We start from the raw sequence: 18865 nt of genomic DNA, 5'->3' as shown, positions 1-18865 counted from the left end.
CGGCCCGGGCACTCGAGGCAGGATGAGCAGTATGGAGTCGATTCAGACCGAGCGCGAAGACAAGTTCGACGTCGACGCAGATTTTCAGTTGCCCACTCTCGCTTCGCTGGTACCCACCGGCGGCGCACTGGTGTCGAGCGAGACCGACCTGAGCAGTGAGTACTTCGACACTGCCGGCCACGACCTGTTGCGACGCGGGATCACCGTCCGGCGTCGTACCGGTGATTCCGACAACGGCTGGCATGCGAAGGTCCCGGCAGAGAAGGCGCGGACCGAGATTCGGCTCCCTCTCGGCAGCGGTGCGCACAACGCGGTGCCGGACGAGCTCAACGATGTGCTGCGCGGTGCGGTGATGGGCGCGGAGTTGGCCGCGGTCGCGACGCTCACGACGCGTCGAACGATTCACACCGTGTCCGACGCCGATGGGGCTGTCGTCGCGGAAATCGCCGACGACGAGGTGTCGGTGGTCTTGATCGGCGGCGCGACCGGTCCGCGGTGGCGCGAGGTGGAGGTGGAACTCGGCCCCGCAGGCTCGGAGTCGTTCCTGAAGAAGGCGGGCAAGGTGTTGCGCGCCGCCGGTGCTCGGCCGTCGGCGCATCCGTCGAAGTTGGATCGGGCGCTGTCGGTGGTGCGCCAGGAGCCTGCCGAACCCGGCGTGGCGCTGCTGGCGGATTATCTCGACGATCAGGCGCAGGCGATCGTCGCAGGAGATGTGTATCTGCGTCGGGGGCTGGATCCGATTCACTCCACGCGGGTGGCCATTCGGCGCTACCGCAGTACCCTCCGCGTATTCGGGAGTTTGTTCGAGGACGAGCCGGCTGCCCAACTCGAGGCCGAACTATCTTGGTATGCAAGCATTCTCGGCGAGGTTCGAGATCGTCAGGTGCAGCGTGCTCGGTTCGCGGCAGCGCTGCGCGAACTGCCGCCCGAACTGGTGCTCGGGCCGGTGGCGTCGCGCATCGAGAACGATCTGTTGGCCGAGCAGATCCGATACCGCGAGGCGGCGATGACCGAACTCGACGGAGAGCGATACCGCGCGCTGCTCACGACGCTGTCGGAGTGGTCGCGGGGGCTACCGATCGACGGCGAGGTCACCGACCGCGTGTTGGTCAAGCTAGCGCGCAAGGCCGGAAAGAAGGCGATCGATCGCACGAAGAGTGCCGTGCGCGGTACCGACGACGAGGCGTTGCATCGTGCACGGAAGGCGTCGAAACGTGCGCGGTATGCGGCCGAGTTGGTTGCGCCGGTGGTGGACAAGAAGGTCTCGAAGGCGAACATCAAGCACTACAAGACGATTCAGGAGGTGCTGGGAGAGCACCAGGATGCGGTGATCGCGGCGGAAATTCTGCGGACTCTCGGCGCGCGGGCAGGGACGACGGCGGGGGAGAACGGTTTCACCTTCGGCCTGCTGTTCGAGCGCGAGTGTCGCGCCGCCGAGGTAGCCCGGGACGAGGCGAGCAGGTTGGAGTTCTGATCAGCGAAACCGGGATGATTCCCCGATTCGAGACCCGAAGGGTACTCTGAGCCCGAATCGAATTCGGGGGAGTCGACGATCATGGCCATTGCGCTCGGGGTGCACGTCGGTGACGACGAAATATCTGCTGCATTGGTCGAGGCCGATCTACCCGAGCTCGGCCCCATTTCCACTCGCACCGTCTCCGTCTCCTCGGTTCCCGGGGGTGTCGGTGACGCCGTCACGACGATGCTCGGAATCATGAGGGTGCAGGCGGCCCAGAACGACCTGCTGATCAGCGGTTCCGGGGTGGTCTGCGACAGCATCGCGCTCTGCGGGACCGTTTGCGCCGCTCTGGCCGCCCACGATGTTCACGACGTCGGGGTGGTGGATGCCGGAGATCCGCGGTTGAACTCCGCGGTTCCATTGGGAATTGCAGCGGCACTGATCGGAGCCAAGGCCGCCCTCGCCGAGCCGGTGGCCGTTCCGAATGCGACGGGTGACGAGGACCGGAGTGGTTCCGGCAGCGATGTGGCCGGTACACCCCGCAGCGCGAGACTGACGATGATCGGGTTGGGCGTCGCGGTTCTCGCGGCACTGAGCGGAGCCACCGTGTGGGCTCTGGCGGCGTCCGATCCGACGCAGAGTTCCGTGGTCGATACCGCCGATGTTGCCGAGGTCCCGTCGAGCGGAAACAACGAAGCCGCGTCCTCGGCGGTGGTGGTCGCCGATTCGGCGGTCCCCTCTACCGACCCGTCGGCGATTCCGTCCGTCGACACCGGGTTGCTCGAGGTCCCCGCGTACGGGCCGATGCCGGTCGGTACCTGGAGTGCAGCACCCACTGCGGGTTCGGTCCCCACTCCGTACGTCGAGGCGTCGTCGGGTGGCGGCAACTCCGGTCGCGTCGATTCGGGTGCCGTCGATGCTGGTGCCGTCGATTCGGGTGGCGGCAGACCCGGCGGGGGCAACTCCGGTGGCGGTGATTCCGGCGGTGATTCCGGCGGTGGCGACTCGGGTGGCGACTCGGGTGGTGACTCGGGTGGCGACTCGGGTGGCGAGGAAACGTCGACCGTCGATCCCCCGCCCGAGCCGGAACCCGAAACCGAGGTGCCGTCCACGGACCCGGCCGAGCCGACCACCGAGGTTCCGGAGACCACCGACCCCACCACCGTTGGAGAACCGCCGGCAGATCCGGTCGAATAGCCCTCGATCCGTTGATTGCATTGTGAGCGAGCGGTTTTGATACTTGTACAAGTCCTTCGCGTGACGGGTATGTGAATTCGACTCGGACACCTGAACTTCTGCTCACCCGTCGCTACCATCGAGTGATCGACCAGTAGACGGTGAGTATTCGATGACCGAACATTCCGCAGCAGAACCGGTGACCCGCACGACCATCGACAGGGCAGTGGGTGTTCTCATCGCGCTGCGTGGCTGTAGCCCTGAGGATGCGTTCGCCGAATTGGCGGCGCACAGCTTCCGCTTCGATGTCTCGCTCGTGCAGTCCGCCCGCTCCATCGTCGCGGCCGCGCGTGGGATGGACTCGGCCAACGGTGTCGCCTGTGCGGCGATGTCGTCGGCGCAGGAGGAGTGGGGTCCACTGCTGGCGGACCGTCGAGATCCTTACGATCACGTCGCCTGAGATCGGACTGTACGAGTTTCGCTGCTTGTTATATCTCCCAAAACAAACCGAAAGTTCATTCAAATACCGAGATTGCTGTCCAGACGGCGGTTCGGCGGCTACTATCGGCAGGTCGGAGTAGCCAGTCGAGTCGAGGAATCATGAGAACAGTCCTTGGTGTTTCGGTGGGTTCCGCCACTGCCCGAGGGGTCGCAGTCGATGCGATCGACGAGTCGGTGCGGTCGGCCCACATCGTTCACTCGTTCGATCCTGACGACCACCTGCAGGTCGCCATCGACTTGCTGGACTCCATGTCACGCGACCAGATGGTCGACCGAACCGACATCGTGTTGGCCGTACCCGACGATCCCGGTGCTCGCGCGCGGACGTCCGCCTACTCCACCTACGAGGCCGATCGCCTGCTGGTCGCTTCCGAACTCGGTGCTCAGCTGCGGTATCTGTGGGGCACGGGCCAGCTCGAGGGCGCTCGCACCGTCGCGGTCTGTGACGTCGGGGCATCCGGCACCACGGTGTCCGTCGCAGACCCGGCCAGCGGTACGGTCTTCAGTTCGGTGCGCACCACGCTGTTCGGAGGCAACAGCTGCGACGAGCAGCTCGCCCGCTACTTGCTCTCGACGTACGGAGCGGACGAGTTGACGTCCGATCACGCCCGCGCAGAATTGGCGGTGTCGGTCCGCACGGCACGCGAGCAGCTTTCTCGACTGCGGGTGGCGGAAGTTGCCGGACCCTTCATCGGTGGTCCTGTCAGGTTGTGGCGCAATACCTTCGACGATGTCCTCGAGCGCAGTATTCGCTCTTTGGAGGACTGGGTGGCCAGTGTCATCGTCGACGCACCCTGCGCCGTGAACGCCCTGGTGATGGTCGGCGGCTGCGCCAACATCCCGACGCTGCGGCGCCTGTTTCGTCGTGATCTGCTGCTGCCGGTCGTTGCGCCGGCCAATCCGGAGTCCCTCACCGCGCACGGTGCGGCTCTGATGGCCGTCGACGCGGTCGCGTCGCGTCGACATCGCCCGCGTGGTGCCACGATCGCCAACGTTGCGCCGTCGCAACACGCCTCGATGGTGGGCATGGTGGGCTACCACGACTCTCCGCGACACCGCTCGGCTTGAACCCTCCGGCCTGGCCAACGAACGCCGTTGTTCGGTAAGTTGCTCGGGTAATGGTGAACAGTGGGGTACGAGACGGTGGGACAACAGTGGCAGAGCAGGTAGCGGAGTCCGGTACGGCAGCAACCGACGGGGAAGCATTCGATCCGGCAGAACATGCTCGGAGCATGGTCGGTTATCACTACCGCACCGAGGACTACTACGAGGTGGGCCGCGAAAAGGTCCGTGAATATGCCCGCGCCGTCCAGGACTTCCACCCCGCCCACTGGGACGGTGACGCCGCGGCTGCGCTGGGTCACAGCGCCCTCGTCGCACCGCTGACGTTCATGTCGCTGGTCGGCACCCTCGCGCAGAGGAAGCTTCTGCAGTCCATCGCCGAGGGCTACGACCTGAGCCAGATTCTGCAGACCGATCAGGTGCTGGTGTTCCAGAAGCCGATCCTCGCCGGCGACCAACTGACATGCGATGTCTCGCTCGACTCGTTCAAGACGGTCATGGGTCGCGACATGATGGTGACCAAGAACGTCGTGTCCAATCAGAAGAACGAGCTGGTGCAAACCACGTACACCACGCTCCTCGTCGGTCGGTCCGGCGAGATCGATCCGGCCATCTCCGAGTCCGCGCAGAATCTGGTGATGTTCGGCGCGACGACAGATGTCAGCGGTGCCGATTCCGGCGAGAGCGACACACTGTCCACTCCGCAGGAACACGAGCCGCTGATCATCGAGGAGTACCGGGGTCGGCCGACGCAGAAGTTCGACGACGTCAACGTCGGAGACGAACTGCCGTCGCGCACGGTGCGCCTGACCCGCGGTGATCTGGTCAACTACGCGGGCGTGGCAGGCGATGCGAACCCGATTCACTGGAGCGAGCAGTTCGCCAAGCTGATCGATCTCGAGAACGTGCTGGCCCACGGGATGCTCACGATGGGCGTCGGCGGCGGTTACATCACCGAGTGGCTCGGCGACCCGGGCGCTGTGAAGGACTACACCGTCCGCTTCACCACCCCGATCCCTGTGGACACCCACAAGGCCGCCGAAATCGTCTTCACCGGCAAGATCAAGTCCAAGGACGAGGCGACGCGTACTGCAGTGATCTCACTGGGCGCGACATTCGAGGGCAAGCGAATCTTCGGTCACCGCGCTACGGCAACAGTGCAATTGGGCTGAGTGCCTGCGGCAGTGGTGTGGTTGAGTGCCCCGGGCGGCACTTGACCACACCACTCGATGCCCGGCTGACTGGCGAGTTGGTGGGCGTGGTCGCCTTCGCCGCGGATCGGCTCCCCGGTTTTGGATTTCTGACTCCGATCGGCGTCGGGTATCCATATCTGGGGAGCTGATGTGCAGGTGGGGGAGTGGATGTGTGGGTGGGGTCGCAATCTACGCCCCGGTTCGGAATCTACGCCCCCTACGGGGGGGTGTGGATTGCTGCTAGGGGCGTAAATGTGTCGGCTGAACTCGGCGAGCGTCCGTGCAGTCGAGTACCACCTGGCGTACCGAAATGTTCATGATACGCGCTTCTCCTTTGCGTGGTGTCGGGCCGCACGTGCGCGATTCCCGCATGCGCGGCAACACCATTGCTGATTGGGCCGATCCTTAAGAAACAGTTGACCGCATCGCGGGGCTTCGCACAATGCCAGGCGATCTCGATCCGGCGGGAGCCCTGTTCGTCGATGGCGTCAGCGCCGGTCGACTATGTGTTGGATGCCGGCGAACACGGCACCGATCACGATCGACGCCGTCAGGCATTCGGTCAAGAATACGAGACTCGACTCTCTGAACAGCGGCGACTCCGACATCTGCGCGGCCAGCGAGTCGGGGTGAACCAAGGCAATGCCGGAGACCGGCGGAGGACTGACGGTGGCGGCGGCCCACAAGGAACCTCCCAGAAACACCGAAATCGGCAAGGGCCACCAGAACAGCGACTGCCGAGATCTGCGAATCCATGCTGCCGCTGCAACCGTGCAGAGTGTCAGCGCGCTGATGACGAGCGACGACGGAAACCACGGCGGACCCTGTTCGGTGAACAGTTGCGCATAACCGAGGATCGATATGCTTCCGGACTCGCCGGAGATAGCCGCTGGGTCGAAGGGCGCAAGGGGCGCGGCGAAGTGCCACAGAAATGACAACGCTGTGGCCAGGGTCAGACCGAAAACTATTGCGGTCCAGCGCATCAGGATGACTCGCTCAGTGGACTATCCCCGTGTTCGGATCGTACTTGGGAGTGCGGTCCCATAGCGACGCGTCCGACTCCAGCGCCTGGCCCTCCTGGGTTGGTTCCACGCTGCCCGGTAGCTTCCGCCACTTGGCTCGCGGATCGGCCTCCGCTGCAGCACTCCGATCATCGCCCATGAGCAGCAGGCTACGCGTCGTGCACGCTGTGCGGGCGCTTCTCCGATTCGAATAGCGGCGGCTACGCGATGCGCACTCTGAGCTCGTTCACTTCCGAGCCATTCTTGTCGGTGACGCTGGGCGGCCTGTCGAACGCCACCATCGTCGAACGCCTGTAAGTGCCTGCGGCAGTGGTGTGGTCGAGTGCCATGGACGGCATTCAATCGCACCACTGCGTAGCAATTCCCTCTTGGCACTCTCCGGTGGAGAGTGCTAATTTGGGTCTCGCACAGTGAGAGGCGGCCCGCCGCTGGGGCGGACGCATCGTCGTACAGGAGGTGGTTGCTGTGCTTCGCTTCGATCCGTTCCGTGACCTCGACTCGATTGCTGCCGGGATGCTCGGCGCGACCAGTGGTTCGGACCGCGCACCCAGGTTCATGCCGATGGATTTGTACAAACTCGATGACCACTACGTTCTCAACGCGGATCTGCCCGGTGTCGATCCGGGCTCGATCGATGTCGACGTCGATCGTGGCACTCTCACGTTGACCGCGCATCGCACCGCGCCCACCAGTGATGGCGTGCAGTGGCTTTCGTCGGAGCGATTCGCCGGAACGTATCGCCGCCAGCTCTCGCTCGGTGACGGTGTCGACGCGGAAAAGATTTCGGCGTCGTACGACAACGGCGTGCTGACGGTGACGATTCCCCTCGCAGCCCGTGCCAAGCCGCGCAAGATCGAGATCGCCCACGACAACACGCAGCGAACCATCGAGACCCAGACCAGCTGATCCAGCGCCGACGAGCTCGCAGTTATGCAGACGAATCGGACCCGAAACCCTGCGTAACTGCGAGTTCGGCGTTGGTCAGGATCGCAGCGGCCGCGGCATCCGGTGCTTGGGTCGGAATCCAGTGCGACACATCAGGTAACACCGTCAATGTGTAGTGGGCATCGACGTAGCGTTGCGCACCCTCGACGGCGGATCGTCCGATGAACGTGTCTCCGTCGCTCCACACCATCGACGTCGGCACGGTGATGCGCAGACGGCCGATGCCCGGGTTCGAGAACGGCAGTCCGCGGTACCAGGTGATCGCGTGGTGCATGGACCCGTAGTCGACGACCTCCTCCACGGTTCGGGCGAGATCGGATTCGCTCATTCCGCTTTTCTCGTACCACTTCTCGGCCCTCTTGCCCGGTCTCGTCATCCATCGCTCGGGCAGGATCGGCAGCTGGAAGAACGCGAAGTACCAGGAAAGTCGGAACTGTTTCGAGGTGAGCAGGGCAGTCATGAAGGCACCCGGGTGCGGAACCGAGAACGCCGTCAGCGACGCAACGAGTCGGGGGTGTCGGCCAGCGGTGACCCAGGCGATGTTCGCTCCCCAATCGTGTCCGACCAGGTGAACCGGTCTTCCGATCACCGCCATCAAGGCAACCACATCGTCCACCAACGCTCCGACGCGATAGTCGCGACGCCGCTTCGGCCGAGCGCGCGGCGAGTAGCCGCGCTGATCCGGGGCGATCGTGCGCATCCCGGCATCGTTGAGTATCGCCATCACCGCAGACCATGACGATGCCCGCTCGGGAAATCCGTGCAGCAGCAACACGACCGGGCCGTCGAGCGGTCCCTGGTCGAGCACATCGAACACGAAACCGTCGCGCATGTACTCGGTGATTCTCTTCGTCGCAGAGCCGGTCGTCAGCATGTGCTGGGCACCGATTGGCCTGCGAACACGGCAGCCAGGAACTGCATGGCCGCCTCGTCGCTGACATCGTGGCCCTGTTCGGGCTGTTCCTGCGCAACGACCGAATCGCCCAGGGCGCATGCCTTTTCGACGCCGTCGGCGGTCCACTGCGGCAGCACGATGTCGTCTTTCGCGCCGTAGGCCACGAACATGGGCACCTCGGTTCGCACCTGGGGGAGCGTGTAGCGATCGATCACGTCGAGCAGCTGTTGCTCCGATTGCGCTGAGTCAGCGGCGAACTCGTCCGGTGCCATCGCCTCGACGGCCCGCTCCTTGCCTTCGACGTCTCCACCCTGGCAGGTGAGCAGGAGCTCGTTGTTCTCTTCGGCGACGCTGCCGCTGTAGTTCTTCGGGTCGATCGAGGGATCGACCTGTTGTGCGCCGTAGAGCACGGACGGCATCAGTTCTTTCTGCGGTGTGGTGAGGGTTCCGTCCATTCCGGCATGTACCAGCGGCTTCAGGTCGGTCGGCGGTGACAGTGACACCGATCCCACCAGGTCCAAGCCCTGACCGTAGGAAGCGGCGAGTTCGTTTGCAGCCCAGGCGGCTTGGCCACCTTGCGACAGGCCGACAGCGGCCCAGCGCGTGGAGACGTCGGGCAGTGCGCTCTGGGCTGCGCGGGCCGCGTCGATCATGTTGTGTCCCGAGGTGCGCGGTTCCAGGTACGGGTGGGTGCCGCCGCCGGTGCCCAGGCCCTGGTAATCGGGCAGCACGGTGACGTATCCGAGTTCGGTGAAGTCCTGCACAGCGAATTGGTAGCCGAGCAGGTCGGGGTACAGGGTCGGTCCGCAATCGGCCTGCACTCCGGTGGTGCCGTGCCCGTAGACGACGATCGGCCAACCGCCCTCGGGCGGGGTGCCTGCCGGAACGGCTGCTACTCCTGAGACCGCCGTGGGGGAATTGTCGACACCCGACGTGGACTCGTAGACGAATCGGTACAGCGTGGCACCGGTGTCGGAGAGCTCTGCCGATCGATCGCCGAAGTCCTCGGAATCGAGAACGGTGCCCGGCACTCCCGTGAGGTCGTACTGCGGGGCCGGTGCGGTCGTCGTCTCGGCGGGCGTGGTCGCGGGCTCGGGCTCGGGTGTGGAACTGCACCCGACGAGCGCGGTCACCGCGCAGGTGGACGCCGCGAGTGCGGCCCCGACGCGTCGAGCTCGGTTCGGTCGACTGATGGCATTCACTCCCGCGTGTCTACCAGACCGTGGCGATAACCGGCAGGCTCAACTGCCAGTGCGCGTCCGGTGGACGTCGTCGACCAGTTCGTGAGTGACCCGGTAACCGGCGCGCATGCGCTGCATTTCCGCGTCGCGCACCAGGTAGGACTGCCGCGTGAGCTCACTCGGTCCGCCGGCCCGGAGCGTGCGCGCTTTGTTCACCAGCGGCAGCAGCGGCCCGACGAGCGACACGACATGCGTGAGTGACGAGGCCGGGATGTGCAGATCGTCCGACGCCTCGTCGCCGATCAACACGCGCTGCAGGGCAGACATCGTCGCCGACGCCACCGCGCGGGTCACCCCATGGGGCCCGGGTAGCAGGTTGGCGAGTTCGGGCACCAGATAGTCGTCGGTCAGGGCAGCGACGAAGTCCCGGTCGTCCTGGCTGGGGCCAGGGGAGGTGAGTCGGTACAACTGCTCGATGCGGATGTGGTCCGATTCGTCGATCGGGTTGAGCTCGTGATCTACGCCGACGACATGGCCGACGTAGCGCCAAAGGTGGTAGATGTCGCCGAGTTCTGTGTCGATGAAGCGCACGCCGACCCGGTGCATGGCGTCGAGCGCGATGTGGCCGAACTCGGCAATCGTGAACGCCATGTACGGCTGCGGGATCGGCACACCCCAGGCTTCGTCGTCCCACGTGCCGAGGTGCCGGATTCCTCGTCGGACATGGGCGTGGATCATTCGCACGCGCACCGTGTACGCGAAACCTTCTCCGTGCCTGGCCATTCCGCCCGGGGAGATGACTTTCTGCAGCCAGTTGCCCACTTCGATGGAGCGAATGGCCGGTTGCGAGACGTATCGACCAGTGATGGCCAGCGGTTTGCCGGCAATGGAGTTCTCTGCGCCGCGAAGCAACGATGCCGCTCCCAGCACGATCCCCATCACGGCGCTGTAGCGAACGAGGGCGTCGGCGGCGCGGTCGAGGCGGTCGTGATCGACCCAGTCCGGTTCGGAATCGAGAAATGCGAACAGCTTTCGAAGCGCAGCCGGGGCATCGGGGGCGATGCCGTTCGTGAGCGCGGCAGAGACGGCGGCAGTGGACGACGAGGAACCGAAGTCCTCGTCGAGTACTCGATCGGCGAGCGGATCGGCTCGCCACATCGCGTCGAGCCATTCGCGTCCTGCCTGGCCGTGCATCGAGACGGCCTCGTCGGTGCGAACCAGGCCACTGGGAGCGCGAGTATTCATACATTTCAGTGGAACACGAGAATTCCTCACTTACTATTCACTTTCATGCCCGCCCAACGCCCGTCGTCACCGCGACCGCGATCGACTCCGCGTCAGCAACGCGCCGTCGAGATGCGGGCCCGGCTGTTGACCGGAACCATCGAGTTGTTGCAGAAGAAGCCCGGCTACCTCCCGACGACGTACCAGCTCGCACGGCACGTGCACGTCAGCATCGGCACCGTGTATCGCTATTTCACCGACATCGAGTCCGTCATGGACGAGCTGCGAACCGCAACGATCCACGACATCACGATGCGGCTGGCCACCGGAATCGGACGCGCAATGGATCAAGCACCGGCCGACGCGATCGTCACCATCGTCGAGACACTCACTTCTGCGTTCGAGGAACACGAGGCGGTGGTCCGGACGGCCTTCGCAGCGGGTGGTTCGGAATTGGGTGGCCAGTGGAAAGACATCGAACGTCCACTGCTGCCCCTGGCGCGCATCTTGCCCACTCGCATCCGACCCGATCTCGACGACGACGCCCTCGACGATCTCGTCTTCCTGACGATGGGTGCCACCGCGAGCCTGTGCATGAGAGTCGCGTTGTTCAGACCCACGGGCTCGGACCGAACGATGCTAGTGGCCACGACGGCTCGCATGCTGCTCGCCGCGTTCGAGGGTGCCGACACTACCGAAATGCAGACAACATCGAATCCGACGCCTGGAGCGGGGCATAGCCGTCGGGAATGACGCGGCGGCAGCCGTCGAGTTCGACGGTCAAGGATCGAATGTTCAACGGCCCCGGGCTGACGTAGGTGGTGACGGCAGTTCGCGTTGCGACCAGCGAGCACGGCTCGGCCGGTGGCAAATTCTCGATCGGTAAGCGCATTTCGTCGGTCGTTCCTTTCACGGAGGTGCCGTCGAACAGGCAGTAGACGTAGCCGACCGTGAGACCGACGGCAGGTTCGGTGCCCTCGTCCGGTGGAGTGAAATGCGGGGAGCAACTGGACAGGCTCAACCGTGGCCGTGCAAGAAGTGGGTCGCGATACTCCACCACGTCGACCACTCGAAGTTTCAGAATGGCGTCGATACCACCGAGCTTCGAGAGACCGCATTCTCCGATGGGCAGTGTCGGTTCCACAGCGCGGCCTCGGGTATCGACGAGCCAGAATTGTGGGGGTTCGACAATGGAGTACATCGGGCACAGATCGGCCGCCAGAGCGCGCTCGGATGGCTCGTTCAGCAGACGAATCGCAGTGGAGAAGTCCCCTTCTCGTCGCTGTTCGCGGTGGGTGACGGTTCCATCGGGCTCCACGGTGTCGCCGCCTTCGCACAGTATCGCGGCTGCGGGCGTGAAGCCGTCCGGGATCATCCCGGGAGTCGGTCGACGCTCCGATGGTCTCGGTCTATCGACCGGTTGCGTGGTCCCGCACTGGAAGGCGTTCGCCGATCCGATCTCGGCGATCGGTCGAACGGGCCCCAGCGAGGTCGGCGAGCCGCAGGTGACTGCCGTTATCGCGACAATCAGTAGGCCCACCGCCCATCGCCACGTCATGCAAGCACGGTAGACGCACTTCGGCAAGGGTGTTTGCGACCGTCGAATTCGGGGGATCAGTGCTGCTATGAAAATCGTGGTCGTCGTCAGTGCGGTCGTGGCAGTCGTGGTGTCGTTTCTCGGGTCGGGTGCGTGGATCGGAACGCCGATTGCCGAGGCGGCCGGTGGGGCGCTCAGTGCCACGTCGACGCTGGTGGCGCCCGCCGGCCCTGCGTTCTCGATCTGGTCGGTGATCTACACCGGGCTCGTCGCCTACGCCGTCTGGCAGTTCCTACCCGGCCGCACCGCACGCCACGACGCGTTGCGAGCACCGATCGTCGCGTCGATGTTGCTCAATCCGGCGTGGATTCTCGCGATTCAGATCGGGCAGGTGTGGCTGAGCGTGATCGTCATCGTCGCGTTGCTGGCGGTGCTCGTCCGCGTGTTCGTGCTGATGCAGCAGCATCGACCGGAGGGCATCGCCGATGCGGTGATCACCGACGGAACGATGGGGATCTACCTCGGGTGGGTGTGTGTGGCGACGATCGCGAACATCTCGGCGTGGCTGGTGAGTCTCGGGTTCACCGGTGGCGCAACGGTATGGGCGGTCATCGTGCTCGCGGTGGCAGCTGGTGTCGGGGTGTTTCTGGCCCGGTACTCGAGTGGTGCGCTCGCACCGATGCTGGCGATCGTCTGGGGACTGGGATGGTTGGCGCAGGGCCGCTTCTCCGGTGAAGTGGTCGATACGACTGTCGGCTGGGCAGCCGTTCTCGCTGCGGTGGTGGTCGCAATTACCACGGTAGGAACAAGGGTGCTTGGGCGAAAGAGAGTCTCGGCGGGTTAACCCCCCGAGGCCTGGTCACTTCCTCGAAGTGATGCGACGGCATCGTCGATGTTCAGCGAAGAATCGAGAACCGGCGCGGTGCGCAGGCACGCGACGATGAGGTGCACCAGCCACTCGACCATCTGCTCGACGTCGATGCTGACGTCCTCTTCGAGCCATCGGGCCGTCGCGCCGTCGATGGCTGCGACGATGCTCCGTCCGACGAGTCTGACGCCGGTGTTCTCCGCGTCCAGTCCGAGGCGCGTGGCCGCCGCTTCCAACACTGCGGTGCGGGCACCTTCGAATACTTCCCAGGCTTCGGGATCGGCACCTCTGCCGCCCAACACCATTCGCAGCGCCAAGCCGCGGTGCACGCTCAAGTACTCGAGATGGCTGGTCAGAGCAGCCCGTATCTGGACGTCGGGTGTCGAATCGGGAATGTCGGCAAAGGCTTGCGACATGGCCGAGGCAGTGGCCCGCATCGACTCGAGGTAGATGCCTCGCTTGTTGCCGAAGTAGTGGAACAACAAGCCATGGGCCACATCCGCCGACTCCACGATGTCTGCCACGCCGACCTTGTCGTAGTCGGCTTCCGCGAACAGGGCGACGGCCGCGTCGATCAGTCGCTGACGTGTTTCGGCGGCTCGGGCGGCCGCCCGGACTGACCGTGCAGCCGGCTTGGTGGCTCGATCTGGCACCGCACATCCAATCTGCCTCGGCTTGTCCGCCCGGCTGTTGCCGTCGGTTGCATACGAGCCTAGGTCGTCTCAGATGATCGGCGTGATGTGGTCGTGCAGTTCGAAGCCGAGCAGCGCCTTGCCGTAGGTTTCGATCGACACCCGCGGCAGCATGACGGCGTGGCGGGCACCGACATTGGAATCTCGCCAAATGCGCTGCAGCGCATTGACGTCGGCGAAGGCACCGGCTCCGGTGGCGTCGACGAGCATGTTGAGTGCCTCGTTGATGCTGCGCAGTGCGACGGCGGCGTCGCCGCGGACACGAGCGCGCGAGAGCAGGTCCGGGTACTCGCCGGCTTCGGCCCACCGCTTGACGTCCTCCGCTGCGCGGTATGCGTGCAGATGTGCGGTATCGACCTTCAGCGACGCTTCGGCGAGCAGCATCTGGAAAGCCACCGAGTCGGCCTGACGGTCGAACACCGTGTAGGCCAGGGCCTTCTGTGATGCCTTGATGCGGACCAGTTCGACTGCGGCACGGCCCATTCCGAGCTGCGGCCCGACGAGCACCATGACCAGCATGGGGCCGAAGGCCGAACGAGCGAATGCGGAGTCGGTACGTTCGGTCGCGTTGGCACCGCTGAACGCCGGAATCATCGAGAGCATGCGGTGTTCGGGAACGAAGACGTCTTCTGCGATGACGGTGTTGCTGCCGGAGGCGCGCATGCCGGCTACGTACCACGTGTCGTCGATGCGGTAGTCCGAGCGGGGCAGCAATGCCATGCCCTGGTCGAGCATGTCACCGTCTTCGTCGTTGATGATGATTCCGCCGGTGAACCACTCCGAATGCAGGCTGGCCGAGGCGTAGGGCTACGTGCCGGTGAGACGGTAGCCGCCCTCTACCTTGCGGGCGGTGCCGCCCGGGGTGACGACGCCGGCGATGATGGCGTCCGGCCCGTTCGCATAGATCTCGGCCTGAGCCTCGTTGCTGTACAGGCCTGCGGCCCAGTTGTTCACGTTGGACAGAGTGGTGACCCAGGATGCGCCGGCGTCACCTTCGGCGATGATCGCCGAGACGTCGAGCATGGTGCATAGATCGGTTTCGAGTCCGCCGAACTTCGCAGGTGCTGCGACTCGAAATGCGCCCGAGCGTCGGAGGGCGGCGACAGTGTCCTCGGAAAGCCGTCGTGCCTTTTCGTTCTCGGCGGCACCGGCCTTCAGATCGGGTACCAGGGCTCGGAGATTGGTGAGCACATCGGTAGCGGTTGCAATGGGCAGCGCTTCGGTCGTCGTCATGGCTCCTCTTTCGGTTCTGCCCCATACCTGTGAGGCGGGTCTCACGAAACTAAGCCGATGACTGACTTGATGTCAATATTGACTTCAAATCAGGTATGTGGCGTAGTTGTGGGAACAATGCCGTCGAACGGAGGACCCGAGATGTTGAATATCGCCATGACGCAGGAGTTGCCCGCCCCTCAGGACGAGGTGTGGGCAACGATGTCCGATGTGAGTACGTTCGAGAAGTGGCATGCCCTGCACGAGGATTGGGTCGAGACGCCGCCCGAGAATCTCGAGGTCGGGTCGACGATGGTCGAGAAGATCAAGATCGCCAGCATCACCGACACCATCGAGTTTCGAGTCGAAAGCCTCCGTGCGCCGGAGGAATTGGTACTCGTGGGTGCCGGATCCACCGGCTCCAAAATTCGATTGACGATGCACTGCAGCACCCGCGGCACCGGCTCGGTCGTCACCCTCGAATTGGAGGTGACCAGTCCACTGTTGTTCGGCGTGGTGGGCAAAGCGCTGCAGGGCACGTTCAAGAAGAAGCTCACGGCCACACTGACCGGACTCGAGAGCTATCTCGCTACGAACTGACGCGTGAGGACGGACCGACGTCAGTGATCGGTGACATCGAGCGCGGCACCGACGATGGAGTCGGTGTCGATCTTGTGGTGCTTGTACACCTCGTCGAGTGATCCGACCTGCCCGAAGTTGCTCACTCCCAACGACGTCGAGGCCACCCGGTTGACGGTCGCGAGGAAGGCCAGAGTGTGCGGGTGGCCGTCGAGCACGGTCACCATCGGCGTCGCCCGATCGGCGGGGAGCAGCTGATCGAGAATCCACGACTCTCCGACTCCGCGTCCCTGCCTCGCTTGCAGGGCTCGGTAGAGCTCGCCCGGGCTGGTGATGCACAGAACGTCTGCGATCACGCCGACCTTGCTCAATCGCTCGGCAGCCTCGAGTGCTTCGGTGATCACGGCTCCCATGGCCGCGATGGTCACCGCCGCACCGTCCCGACGCACCAGTGGATAACCGCCGGCGACCACCTGGCGACGCCTGCGTTCCCTGGCCGCCGGGTCGGTGGGGACGTCGGCCTTCGACTGGTCGACGGGTCGCGTCGACAATCGTAGGTATGCCGAGGTTCCGTCGGGTCGGCCGAGGCGCGCGATGCTGGCGAGCAGGGTCCATTCGACGTCGATGGCGAATGCGGGTTCGTAGCTGACGCAGCCGGGCTGCTCCAGACCGATCGACGGCGTCTTGATCGATTGGTGCGCACCGCCTTCCGCGGCCAGCGTGACGCCGGACGGCGTGCCGACGAGGATCGATTGGCCGCCGGCGTAGATGCCGTACGACCACGGCTCGAGAGCGCGTTCGACGAACGGGTCGTACATGACGCCGATCGGGAACAACGGCTGTCCCCACCGGCTCCACGTGGCACCGAGTTCGCCCATCAGCCCCACGAGGTTGGTCTCGGCGATGCCGAGTTCCATGTGCTGACCGCTCGGTCCCTCGCGCCAGTGCATGATCGTTTCGGCGTCGTCACCGAACCAGTCGTGCCGATCGGATGATGACCACACGCCGACCTTGTTGACCCAGCCGCCGAGGTTGGTGGTGGAGCTGACGTCGGGGCTCACTGTGACAACCCTTTTCGCTGCTTCCGGGGCCTCGCGGGTGAGGTCTATCAGCGTGCGGCCCAGTGCGGCCTGAGTGGTGGCGGTGCCCTTGGGGGTTCGGCCGATGTCGGTGGGAACGGCGGGAGGAGTCGACGCCGGAACCGGTTCGCGGCGTAGCCGTTCCGCGGTGGCGGCGCACAGTCGTCCCGGTGCGCTGTCGTTTTCGAAGCGACCCCAGGGCGCAGCGGGATCCAGGTCGAGGCTGCGTGCGAGCTCTGCGTACTCGTCGACGGTGAGCAGCGAGGAGTGATTCTGCGGATGTCCCTGAGTGGGCAGCCCGAAACCCTTGACCGTGTACGCGACGATCACGGTGGGTCGGGTGTCGTCGATGCGAGAGTAGGCCTCGCGCAACGCATCCAGGTCGTGTCCGCCCAGGTTACGAATGGACTCGGTCAACACGGTGTCGTCGAGGTCGGCGATGAGGTCTGCAATCGTCCTCGCATCCGGTCCCGATCCGGGCAGTCGGGTGCGCACTTCTTCGGCCGTGCAGCGCAGCAGACGTTGGTACTCGGGGTTCGGCATGTCCAGGATTCGGGTGCGGAGAGCATCGCCACCGGGTCGAGCGAACAGGTCTTCGAGCAGTCGACCGAATTTGACGGTGATGACCTGCCACCCGGCGGCGTCGAACATCTTCTCGAGACGGCGGGCGGCGATGTTCGGCACGACGCGATCGAGGGACTGGCGGTTGAGGTCGACGATCCAGACGATCTCGCCCAGTTCTGCGATACCCGGGTCGATGATCGCTTCCCACACGGCACCTTCGTCGAGCTCGGCGTCACCGACCAGTGAGTACTGGCGTCCGCTGAAGCCGGTTCGGGCGGAGTCGTCCGGGCCGAAGCGGTCCTCGACGAAGCGTCGCGACATCGCACCCCAGATCGGTGCGGTGGCACCGATTCCCACCGAGCCGGTCGAATAATCGACGGTGTCGGGGTCTTTCGAGCGCGACGGGTAGGACTGCAGACCGCCGTAGGCACGGAGCGTCGTCAGATACTTCTCGTCCAGTTCGCCGAGGAGATAGTTGATCGCGTGCAGCACCGGGGAGGCGTGGGGTTTGACCGACACGCGGTCTCCCGATTGCAGTTGCTCGAACCACAGCGACGTCATGATCGACACCATCGACGCGCAGGATGCCTGGTGCCCGCCGACCTTCAGTCCGGTGGGGTTCGGCCGAATCCGGTTGGCGTGGTGGATCATCGAAGTCGACAGCCACAGCACACGCTCGGCGATGTCGTGCAGGTCTTTGCCGTCACCGACCGGCGATCGGCGGTCGGCGGGGCTGATGCTGGTCATGGCAGATGGCTCCTGAATCGACGATGAAGAACGTCCTGATGCCGGCCGAGGCCGAAGGGCACGCGAGAAGAGCGGACGACGCGGGACCGAGTGTGGTCCTGTGGTCCGGGCGGGCGTTCGGGTTGCGAATCGCCGGATGGGTGCCACTGAGCTGCGATGGGGGACAGTGGACCAGTCGCTTCCCTTGTTGCGCAAGTGATGCCGCAGAAATAGTGCAGATTGCACAGTTCAGGGGTGCCTGCTGCTACCGAACTTGGTCGTATTGACCTCAATCGACTTTCTCGGGACGAGGGTGCGTTGCTGCCACGACCGCCTCGAAGGTGTCGACGACCAATTCGACCACCGCGTCGAGTCCGAGATCGGGGGTGTCGAAGTACGCATCGGCGGTCCGGTCGAGAAAGCCGGTCCACCCGGAGATGGCGGCACTCTGCAACGGAGACAGGGGTTCCGAAAGTCCGGCGAGGGCTGCCACCTGTCGAGCGCCCTCCGTGCGGGCTTCTTTGACGGCGTCTTCGACGACGGAATCGCCCAGTTCTCCTTCGCGAATCACCCGGACGTAGAGGGCGCGGTGACGTTCGAGGAACTCGATGTGGCGTCGGACGAAACCTTCCACGCGAGCCCGCACCGATTGCTCATCGGCCTCGGGTTCCTGGAATTCGGCCAGCTTCGCCAGGACGTCGGCCAACGCTGCCGCAACGAGGCCCTGTTTGTCGGTGAAGTAGTAGAACAGCAGCCCGTGCGCCACCCCTGCGCGACGCGATATCGCTGCTGCGCTGATGTCGGCACTGTTGCCCTCGGCCAGTAGCTCGATGGCGGCGTCGATCAGGGCCTGTCGACGGTCCATCCGGGGACGGGCTCGGCGGGACCGCTCGGCACCGGGGGACGCGTTGGTCGACACCGATCCGACATTAGTGCACGAACGGCCTGCT

Annotated in this window: 22 protein-coding genes; 9 read left to right on the top strand and 13 right to left on the bottom strand. The window is 64.7% G+C overall.

Translation table 11 applies throughout. The features are described 5' to 3' along the window. Positions 1-31: 31 nt before the first annotated feature. The 5 genes from AYK61_RS14140 (at position 32) to AYK61_RS14120 (ending at position 5370) form a co-directional block, all read left to right on the top strand. Positions 32-1474, top strand: coding sequence for a CYTH and CHAD domain-containing protein (locus tag AYK61_RS14140; RefSeq protein ID WP_121871235.1), 1443 nt, complete (start codon positions 32-34; stop codon positions 1472-1474). A gap of 81 nt (positions 1475-1555) precedes the next feature. Then, positions 1556-2656, top strand: a complete 1101-nt coding sequence (locus AYK61_RS14135) for a hypothetical protein (RefSeq protein ID WP_121871234.1) — start codon at positions 1556-1558, stop codon at positions 2654-2656. Positions 2657-2807: 151 nt separating this feature from the next. Beyond that, positions 2808-3095 carry an ANTAR domain-containing protein gene (locus AYK61_RS14130; RefSeq protein ID WP_121871233.1) on the top strand — a complete coding sequence of 96 codons (288 nt, stop codon included), beginning with the start codon at positions 2808-2810 and terminating at the stop codon, positions 3093-3095. A 140-nt stretch (positions 3096-3235) separates the two neighbouring features. Beyond that, positions 3236-4204 carry an Hsp70 family protein gene (locus tag AYK61_RS14125; RefSeq protein ID WP_259468059.1) on the top strand — a complete coding sequence of 323 codons (969 nt, stop codon included), beginning with the start codon at positions 3236-3238 and terminating at the stop codon, positions 4202-4204. 50 nt (positions 4205-4254) lie between these two features. Further along, positions 4255-5370 (top strand): fused (3R)-hydroxyacyl-ACP dehydratase subunits HadA/HadB, encoded by a 1116-nt coding sequence (locus tag AYK61_RS14120; protein WP_121871231.1) that lies wholly within the window; start codon positions 4255-4257, stop codon positions 5368-5370. Positions 5371-5705: 335 nt separating this feature from the next. On the opposite strand, the gene AYK61_RS28265 is transcribed toward AYK61_RS14120, so the two are convergent. The 4 genes from AYK61_RS28265 to AYK61_RS27905 all read right to left on the bottom strand — a co-directional run bounded on the left by AYK61_RS28265 (position 5706) and on the right by AYK61_RS27905 (position 6742). Then, positions 5706-5834 carry a CGNR zinc finger domain-containing protein gene (locus AYK61_RS28265; protein ID WP_220709120.1) on the bottom strand — a complete coding sequence of 43 codons (129 nt, stop codon included), beginning with the start codon at positions 5832-5834 and terminating at the stop codon, positions 5706-5708. A gap of 45 nt (positions 5835-5879) precedes the next feature. Continuing rightward, positions 5880-6374, bottom strand: coding sequence for a hypothetical protein (locus AYK61_RS14110; protein WP_121871229.1), 495 nt, complete (start codon positions 6372-6374; stop codon positions 5880-5882). Between the two features lie 13 nt (positions 6375-6387). Next, positions 6388-6552, bottom strand: a complete 165-nt coding sequence (locus AYK61_RS27325; protein WP_183130281.1) for a hypothetical protein — start codon at positions 6550-6552, stop codon at positions 6388-6390. A gap of 61 nt (positions 6553-6613) precedes the next feature. Then, on the bottom strand, positions 6614-6742 hold the full coding sequence (locus AYK61_RS27905) for a hypothetical protein (protein WP_259468058.1): 129 nt from the start codon (positions 6740-6742) through the stop codon (positions 6614-6616). A 136-nt stretch (positions 6743-6878) separates the two neighbouring features. On the opposite strand from AYK61_RS27905, the gene AYK61_RS14105 reads away from it, so the two are divergent. Beyond that, complete coding sequence (locus AYK61_RS14105) at positions 6879-7319, top strand: Hsp20/alpha crystallin family protein (RefSeq protein WP_121871228.1); 441 nt, start codon at positions 6879-6881, stop codon at positions 7317-7319. Between the two features lie 22 nt (positions 7320-7341). Here the strand turns inward: AYK61_RS14105 and AYK61_RS14100 are convergent, their stop codons facing one another. From AYK61_RS14100 to AYK61_RS14090, 3 genes are read right to left on the bottom strand one after another with little or no spacing between them, the layout of a single operon-like run. Then, on the bottom strand, positions 7342-8232 hold the full coding sequence (locus AYK61_RS14100; protein WP_121871227.1) for an alpha/beta fold hydrolase: 891 nt from the start codon (positions 8230-8232) through the stop codon (positions 7342-7344). Further along, the gene (locus tag AYK61_RS14095; RefSeq protein ID WP_121871226.1) at positions 8226-9455 is read right to left on the bottom strand and encodes a S9 family peptidase; all 1230 of its coding nucleotides are present in this window, start codon (positions 9453-9455) and stop codon (positions 8226-8228) included. Before AYK61_RS14095 ends, AYK61_RS14100 begins: the two co-directional genes overlap by 7 nt. 39 nt (positions 9456-9494) lie before the next feature. After that, positions 9495-10679: an oxygenase MpaB family protein gene (locus AYK61_RS14090; protein WP_121871225.1), complete on the bottom strand. Its 1185-nt coding sequence runs from the start codon at positions 10677-10679 to the stop codon at positions 9495-9497. 45 nt (positions 10680-10724) lie between these two features. On the opposite strand from AYK61_RS14090, the gene AYK61_RS14085 reads away from it, so the two are divergent. Beyond that, entirely contained in the window at positions 10725-11411 is a 687-nt protein-coding gene (locus tag AYK61_RS14085; protein ID WP_310886827.1) for a TetR/AcrR family transcriptional regulator, read from the top strand. On the opposite strand, the gene AYK61_RS14080 is transcribed toward AYK61_RS14085, so the two are convergent. Next, positions 11350-12216 (bottom strand): hypothetical protein, encoded by an 867-nt coding sequence (locus AYK61_RS14080; protein WP_147458332.1) that lies wholly within the window; start codon positions 12214-12216, stop codon positions 11350-11352. The two genes, AYK61_RS14085 and AYK61_RS14080, sit on opposite strands and share 62 nt — an antisense overlap. Positions 12217-12283: 67 nt before the next feature. Here AYK61_RS14080 and AYK61_RS14075 point away from each other — a divergent pair, with 67 nt between their 5' ends. Next, positions 12284-13039: a TspO/MBR family protein gene (locus AYK61_RS14075; RefSeq protein WP_121871222.1), complete on the top strand. Its 756-nt coding sequence runs from the start codon at positions 12284-12286 to the stop codon at positions 13037-13039. Here the strand turns inward: AYK61_RS14075 and AYK61_RS14070 are convergent. The 3 genes from AYK61_RS14070 to AYK61_RS27895 form a co-directional block, all read right to left on the bottom strand. Continuing rightward, positions 13036-13716 carry a TetR/AcrR family transcriptional regulator gene (locus tag AYK61_RS14070; RefSeq protein WP_183130280.1) on the bottom strand — a complete coding sequence of 227 codons (681 nt, stop codon included), beginning with the start codon at positions 13714-13716 and terminating at the stop codon, positions 13036-13038. The genes AYK61_RS14075 and AYK61_RS14070 overlap by 4 nt on opposite strands. Before the next feature lie 69 nt (positions 13717-13785). Beyond that, complete coding sequence (locus AYK61_RS27900; protein WP_259468057.1) at positions 13786-14490, bottom strand: hypothetical protein; 705 nt, start codon at positions 14488-14490, stop codon at positions 13786-13788. Positions 14491-14562: 72 nt separating this feature from the next. After that, entirely contained in the window at positions 14563-14988 is a 426-nt protein-coding gene (locus AYK61_RS27895; RefSeq protein WP_259468056.1) for an acyl-CoA dehydrogenase family protein, read from the bottom strand. Between the two features lie 141 nt (positions 14989-15129). Between AYK61_RS27895 and AYK61_RS14060 the strand changes: the two genes are divergently transcribed. Then, on the top strand, positions 15130-15567 hold the full coding sequence (locus AYK61_RS14060; RefSeq protein WP_183130279.1) for an SRPBCC family protein: 438 nt from the start codon (positions 15130-15132) through the stop codon (positions 15565-15567). Between the two features lie 20 nt (positions 15568-15587). Here AYK61_RS14060 and AYK61_RS14055 read toward each other — a convergent pair whose 3' ends face one another. Both AYK61_RS14055 and AYK61_RS14050 read right to left on the bottom strand, forming a co-directional pair. Continuing rightward, a complete protein-coding gene (locus AYK61_RS14055; protein WP_121871219.1) occupies positions 15588-17936 on the bottom strand; it encodes a transketolase-like TK C-terminal-containing protein in 2349 nt (782 codons plus the stop codon). Positions 17937-18204: 268 nt separating this feature from the next. Continuing rightward, positions 18205-18834, bottom strand: coding sequence for a TetR/AcrR family transcriptional regulator (locus AYK61_RS14050; RefSeq protein WP_147458331.1), 630 nt, complete (start codon positions 18832-18834; stop codon positions 18205-18207). Positions 18835-18865: the final 31 nt, after the last annotated feature.

Origin of the sequence: Rhodococcus sp. SBT000017, assembly GCF_003688915.1 — a bacterium.
In the GTDB taxonomy this organism is placed as follows: domain Bacteria; phylum Actinomycetota; class Actinomycetes; order Mycobacteriales; family Mycobacteriaceae; genus Rhodococcoides.
Note: the sequence above shows the minus strand (reverse complement) of the source record. Positions and strands in the feature narration are given on the sequence as shown.

Excerpts from the sequence above, each read along its gene's own strand:
- AYK61_RS14140 (WP_121871235.1), top strand. The coding sequence starts at position 32 with ATGGAGTCGATTCAGACCGAGCGCGAAGACAAGTTCGACGTCGACGCA.
- AYK61_RS14135 (WP_121871234.1), top strand. The coding sequence starts at position 1,556 with ATGGCCATTGCGCTCGGGGTGCACGTCGGTGACGACGAAATATCTGCT.
- AYK61_RS14130 (WP_121871233.1), top strand. The coding sequence starts at position 2,808 with ATGACCGAACATTCCGCAGCAGAACCGGTGACCCGCACGACCATCGAC.
- AYK61_RS14125 (WP_259468059.1), top strand. The coding sequence starts at position 3,236 with ATGAGAACAGTCCTTGGTGTTTCGGTGGGTTCCGCCACTGCCCGAGGG.
- AYK61_RS14120 (WP_121871231.1), top strand. The coding sequence starts at position 4,255 with ATGGTGAACAGTGGGGTACGAGACGGTGGGACAACAGTGGCAGAGCAG.
- AYK61_RS14110 (WP_121871229.1), bottom strand. The coding sequence starts at position 6,374 with ATGCGCTGGACCGCAATAGTTTTCGGTCTGACCCTGGCCACAGCGTTG.
- AYK61_RS27325 (WP_183130281.1), bottom strand. The coding sequence starts at position 6,552 with ATGGGCGATGATCGGAGTGCTGCAGCGGAGGCCGATCCGCGAGCCAAG.
- AYK61_RS27905 (WP_259468058.1), bottom strand. The coding sequence starts at position 6,742 with ATGGCACTCGACCACACCACTGCCGCAGGCACTTACAGGCGTTCGACG.
- AYK61_RS14100 (WP_121871227.1), bottom strand. The coding sequence starts at position 8,232 with ATGCTGACGACCGGCTCTGCGACGAAGAGAATCACCGAGTACATGCGC.
- AYK61_RS14090 (WP_121871225.1), bottom strand. The coding sequence starts at position 10,679 with ATGAATACTCGCGCTCCCAGTGGCCTGGTTCGCACCGACGAGGCCGTC.
- AYK61_RS14085 (WP_310886827.1), top strand. The coding sequence starts at position 10,725 with ATGCCCGCCCAACGCCCGTCGTCACCGCGACCGCGATCGACTCCGCGT.
- AYK61_RS14080 (WP_147458332.1), bottom strand. The coding sequence starts at position 12,216 with ATGACGTGGCGATGGGCGGTGGGCCTACTGATTGTCGCGATAACGGCA.
- AYK61_RS14075 (WP_121871222.1), top strand. The coding sequence starts at position 12,284 with ATGAAAATCGTGGTCGTCGTCAGTGCGGTCGTGGCAGTCGTGGTGTCG.
- AYK61_RS27900 (WP_259468057.1), bottom strand. The coding sequence starts at position 14,490 with ATGCTCGACCAGGGCATGGCATTGCTGCCCCGCTCGGACTACCGCATC.
- AYK61_RS27895 (WP_259468056.1), bottom strand. The coding sequence starts at position 14,988 with ATGACGACGACCGAAGCGCTGCCCATTGCAACCGCTACCGATGTGCTC.
- AYK61_RS14060 (WP_183130279.1), top strand. The coding sequence starts at position 15,130 with ATGTTGAATATCGCCATGACGCAGGAGTTGCCCGCCCCTCAGGACGAG.
- AYK61_RS14055 (WP_121871219.1), bottom strand. The coding sequence starts at position 17,936 with ATGACCAGCATCAGCCCCGCCGACCGCCGATCGCCGGTCGGTGACGGC.